This window comes from Luedemannella flava, assembly GCF_039528515.1.
Classification (GTDB): domain Bacteria; phylum Actinomycetota; class Actinomycetes; order Mycobacteriales; family Micromonosporaceae; genus Luedemannella; species Luedemannella flava.
The window spans coordinates 1-4,870 of the sequence record NZ_BAAALT010000268.1 but is presented as its reverse complement, the minus strand read 5'-3'; the positions used below and the strand labels follow the sequence as shown (position 1 = coordinate 4,870).

Genomic DNA, 4,870 nt, shown 5'->3' with positions numbered 1-4,870 from the left:
GGCCGCGGGTGCGGCCTCGGCGGGTCCGGCGAGGGAGGGGCTGCTCATCGCGAGCTTCTCCGTCCGCTCGGTTTCAGGGTTAGGAGAGGTTGCTGACCGCGGTCTTGACCTTGGCGGACACGGTGGCCGGCAGCGGGGCGTAGCCCAGCTTGGTCAGGGTGGCCTGGCCGTCGCCGGCCGCGTAGCCGAGGAAGCCCTTGACCAGCGCGAGCTTGTCGGCCGGGGTGCCCTTGCCGCAGACGATCTCGTAGGTCACCAGGACGATCGGGTAGGCACCCGCGGCCGTGGTGTTGTAGTCGACCGTCAGCTTCAGGTCGTCGCCGGTGCCGGCGACCTGGGCGCTCTCGATGGTCTTGCCCGCCGACTCGGCGGTCAGCTCGGTGTACTCGCCGGCGGCGTTCTTGACCTTGACCTTGGCGAGGCCGTTGACCTCGGCGAACGACCACTCGACGTAGCCGATGGCGCCCTTGTTGGCCTTCACCGCGCCGGCCACACCGTCGGACTTCGGCTCGCCCTGGCCGCCCTCCTTGAGGGGCCACTCCTTGGCGTTGCCGTAGGTCCAGTCGGCGGCGGCCGTCTTGCTCAGGTACTTCAGGAAGTTGTCCGTGGTGCCGGACGAGTCGGCGCGGTGCACCGGGAGGATCGCGGTGGCCGGCAGGGTCACGCCCGGGTTGTCGGCGGCGATGGCCGCGTCGTTCCACTTGGTGACCTTGTTGGCGAAGATCTTCGCCACGGTCGCCGGGGAGAGCTGCAGGTTGGTGACGCCGTCGATGTTGTAGACGATGGCGATGGGGCCGATCACCAGGGGAAGGTGGATCGCCTTGTTGCCGGCGCCGCAGCGGGTGTCCGCCTTGGGCTGCTCTTCGGGGTCCTTCATCGCGGAGTCCGAGCCGGCGAAGTCCGCCGTGCCGGCGATGAACGCCTGGATGCCGGCGCCGGAGCCGGTGCCCTGGTAGTCGATGGACGCGCCGGAGCACTTCGCCGCGTAGTCCTTGATCCACTGGTCCATGGCGTTCTTCTGAGCCGTGGATCCCTGGGCGGTGAGCTTGCCCGTCGCGCAGTCGGACGCGGAGGCGGAGGCGGTGCTGTTATTCGTGCCGTTGCCGGTGTTGTCGTCCGTACCGCACGCGGCGAGCGCGAGCGTCGCGGTCAGCAGTGCGCCGGCCAGGATGCCGTGCCGCTTGAGCTTCACGTGCTGTCCCTTCGAGGGGTGGGTGCCGGTAGGGGATTACCGGGCCGGTGTTCTGACCGGCTGAGCAGGACGCTAAGCGCGAGAGGTGGACGGCTAACCCGACGTCGGTGAACGCTTCGTGAACACACCGGACCGCCGAGGTGACGTGACGCCACGCTCCCCGGCGGTCCGTGCGGCTGTTGTCTTAATGTGCCAGTTTGCGCATCCGGAAGGCGGCGACGATGTCCGTGACGCCGTGCGTGAGCGCGATGACGGCGACGTAGACGATCAGCAGGTACGCCGAGCGTTCGAACCTGCCCGCGGCCCAGAACCCGAAGATCAGCTCAATGATGCCGACCACGAGCAGCAGCCACCAGGCATCGTTCTCCTCCTTGGTGAGGAACGCGAGCACGACGTCGGCCGCCCCCTTGAACAACAGGTACCAACCGATGAACGCCGACAGCCAGAAGAACGTGTTGCCCGGGTGGAGCATCGCCACCACCCCGGTGACCAGGAAAATTCCCGCGAGTACGCCGTGCAGCCAGCGCCAGCCGGGGGCGGTGAACGCGTGCACGGCCTCCATGACGCCCGCGGCCAGGATCACCACGCCGGCCAGGATGGCGATCGTCTCGACCGTGGTCAGCGAGAACCGCAGGACCACCCAGGCGATGATGATCCAGCAGATGCCGGTGATCAGGAAGAACCACCATTGCGCCCCACGCATGGCCGGCGGAGCCGGAAGTGCCGTCACGTTCCCACCCCCATAGATGAACGCCTGTTCACGCTGGTCACCCCTCCGAGCCGTCGGGGATGACGAGGTTGATCAACCAGCTGACGACGGACACGATGATCGCGCCCCAGAAGCCGTCCCAGAAGCCGTCGACGTGGAACGGCAGGTTGAGCGACTCGGCCAGCCAGCCGACGAGCAGGAACAGCCCGGCATTCACCACGAGGGCGAACAGGCCCAGCGTGATGATGTAGAAGAAGCAGCCGAAGATCTTTATGATCGGCTTCAGGATGGCGTTGACCAGGCCGAAGATGATCGCCACGATGATCAGCGTCACGGCGTTCTGCCAGGTCTTGTCGGCGTCCAGGTAGATGCCGTCGACGATCAGCGTGGCGATCCACAGGGCCACCGCAGTGACCACTGTGCGGATGAGAAAGCCCATCCCGTCCCTCCCTTCGATGGTTAGCGTCGGTCCTGCTGCGGAATGACGACCTCGCGGACGAGCATCTGGATCGAGGCCCAGGCCGGCACGGCCACGAGGACGCCGAGGACGCCCATCAGCGCCCCGCCGACGAGCGCGCAGACGATCGCGGCGAGGTAGGAGACCTTGACGGCCCGGCTCATCACCCGCGGGTACACGAGCCAGTTCTCGACCGCCTGGTAGACGCAGAAGAAGCCGATGGTGGCCAGGGCCAGCCCGAACGACTGGGTGAACGCCACCAGCGACACGATCGTGGACCCGATGGTCGCCCCGACCTGCGGGATGAGGTCGAAGAAGGCGACGATCACCGCCATCAGCGCCGGGTACGGCACGCCGGTCAGCGTGCACCAGGCGAACGCGCACGTCCCGGCCACGAGCGCGATGCCGACCGCCCCCACCAGGTAGCCGCCGACCCGCTCCTCGACGGCCTCCGTCAGCGCCGCGACCCGCGCGCGCCGGGACGCCACCACCAGGCGCAGCGCGCCGGCGCGCACCCGGTCCAGCGCCACGAGCAGGCACATCGCCAGCATCGCGGTGGTCCCGGCGATGATCACCCCACCGAGTACGCTCACCGCGCCGCCGAGCAGGCCGCCGGCGACGTCGGCCAGGCGCGCGGGGGTGGCCAGCGTGGTCAGCTGGGCCTTCAGCTTGGCGCGCTCCTGGTCGCTCATGGCCGAGACCCGGTCGAGGAGGTCGTCGACGTACCCGGGGACGTGCTCCAGGAAGGTCGACACCTGCCCGACGAGCGCGGGCAGGGCGACCGCGACCGCCGCGACCAGCGCCACCACCACGATCGCGACGACGGTCAGCGCCGCGTGGGTTCGCCGCATGCCCCGCCTGGTGAGCGCCTGCACGGGCCGGTCGAGGCCGACGGCGATGAACAGGGCCGTACCGAGCATGGCCAGGACGGTGGCGATGTGGGCGGCCGCGAGGAAGGCGGCGAAGGTCAGCAGGGCGCCGGCCGCCGCGAGCAGGCCGAACCGGAACTGGGCCGCGCGCAGCGGCGGGCCTGGTTCGCCGATCGGTCGCGGCGTCCGCTGCTTCATCGCTACCTCCAGGCATATGATCGCCCGTTCCGACCGCAAGAGCACATAAATCGCATAAATTGGGCATCATGGCCGATCCGTGGCGCCCGCCCCACCGCACCTACGGCGGATCTTGGGACGAAAACGTCGCTACAGCGACACTTTTGTCCCAAGATCCGTTGCGGTGGAGGGGTGGCCGCGGGCTGGCGCGGCGGGGGACCACGGCGGCCGGGGCCGGGGTCGGCGCCGTGGACGAGGGCGGGGGCGCGACGTGAGTGGCGAGCCGCTGGGGGTCGACGAGCGGGCCGAGCTGGCGCAGCTGCGGGCCGAGTTGGCCGTGCTGCGGGCCGAGGTCGCCGCCGGGCGGCACGGGCGGTGGGGCCGGCTCGGGCGCTGGCTCGGCGCCTGCGTGATCCTGCTGCTCGCCGCGGTGCTCGGCGGGGTCTCCCTCGTCGCCGGGTACGTGCGCGGCCAGGTGCTCGACACCGACACCTACGTGGCGACCGTGACGCCCGTCCTCGCCGACCCCGCCGTGCAGGACGCCGTCGCGCAGCGGCTCGCGAACGAGATCGTGACCCGTACCGACCTGACGGGGATCGCCAACAAGGTGGCCGAGCGGCTGGTCGCCGAGGGCGCGCCGCCGGCCGTCACCGCCCTGGTCGACCCGTTGGTGAACGGGCTCAACTCGTTCCTCTACAACCGGATCCGGCCGCTGCTGGCGACCGAGCAGGTGCAGGCCGTGTGGCGGCAGGTGAACACGCTGGCGCACCAGGCCGTCGTCACCGTCCTGACCGGCGCGGAGGGGACGTACCTGAACAGCACCGGGGACACCGTGACGCTCGACCTCGGGGCGGTCCTGGAGACCGTCAAGCAGAAGCTCGTCGAGCAGGGGCTGACGTTCGTGGAAAGGATCCCGGAGATCTCCATCCCGTTCACCGTCGTGCAGTCCGACAAGCTGCCGGAGCTGCGCACCTACACGCGCGTGCTCGACGCCGTGGCGACCTGGCTGCCGTGGGTCGTGCTCGCGCTGGCCATCGCGGGCGTCCTGGCCGCGCCCAACCGCCGTCGGGGTATCATCACCGGCGCGATCATGCTGGGCGTGGTCGCGGCCCTGCTGTTGTTCGGGACCGCCGTCGCCCGGGCGTACTACAAGGACAACCTGCCGCCGACCCTGCCGCCGCAGGCCGCCCTCGCCGTCTTCGACACCCTGCTGCGGTTCCTGGTGTCCGCGCTGCAGACGATGCTCGTGGCGCTCGGCCTCATCGTGCTCGTCGCGCTGTGGTGGGGCCCCAGCCCGCCGGCGGTCTTCGCCCGGCGCTGGGCCGACCGGGGCCTGGACGCGCTCGGCGCGCAGCTCGCCCGCGCGGGCCGCTGGGCCGTGGTCGCGGGCCGCGCCGTGGCGCCCGCCCGGCACGTCATCTACGTGCTGATCTGCGTGCTGGCCATCGTCGGCTTCGTGGCGGGCG

5 protein-coding genes are annotated in these 4,870 nt (G+C 70.2%); 1 reads left to right on the top strand and 4 read right to left on the bottom strand.

Translation table 11 applies throughout. From position 1 onward, the window contains the following. Window positions 1-79: 79 nt before the first annotated feature. From pstS to ABD211_RS29870, 4 genes are all read right to left on the bottom strand, one after another. The gene (gene pstS, locus ABD211_RS29885) at window positions 80-1,192 is read right to left on the bottom strand and encodes a phosphate ABC transporter substrate-binding protein PstS (RefSeq protein ID WP_344139048.1); all 1,113 of its coding nucleotides are present in this window, start codon (window positions 1,190-1,192) and stop codon (window positions 80-82) included. Between the two features lie 184 nt (window positions 1,193-1,376). Continuing rightward, complete coding sequence (locus ABD211_RS29880; RefSeq protein WP_344139046.1) at window positions 1,377-1,922, bottom strand: HdeD family acid-resistance protein; 546 nt, start codon at window positions 1,920-1,922, stop codon at window positions 1,377-1,379. A 37-nt stretch (window positions 1,923-1,959) separates the two neighbouring features. After that, entirely contained in the window at window positions 1,960-2,340 is a 381-nt protein-coding gene (locus ABD211_RS29875) for a phage holin family protein (RefSeq protein WP_344139044.1), read from the bottom strand. Window positions 2,341-2,360: 20 nt separating this feature from the next. Continuing rightward, window positions 2,361-3,425 (bottom strand): AI-2E family transporter, encoded by a 1,065-nt coding sequence (locus ABD211_RS29870; RefSeq protein ID WP_344139042.1) that lies wholly within the window; start codon window positions 3,423-3,425, stop codon window positions 2,361-2,363. A 250-nt stretch (window positions 3,426-3,675) separates the two neighbouring features. On the opposite strand from ABD211_RS29870, the gene ABD211_RS29865 reads away from it, so the two are divergent. Continuing rightward, window positions 3,676-4,870, top strand: a 1,195-nt coding sequence (locus ABD211_RS29865) for a hypothetical protein (protein WP_344139040.1), incomplete at its 3' end; no start/stop codon positions are given.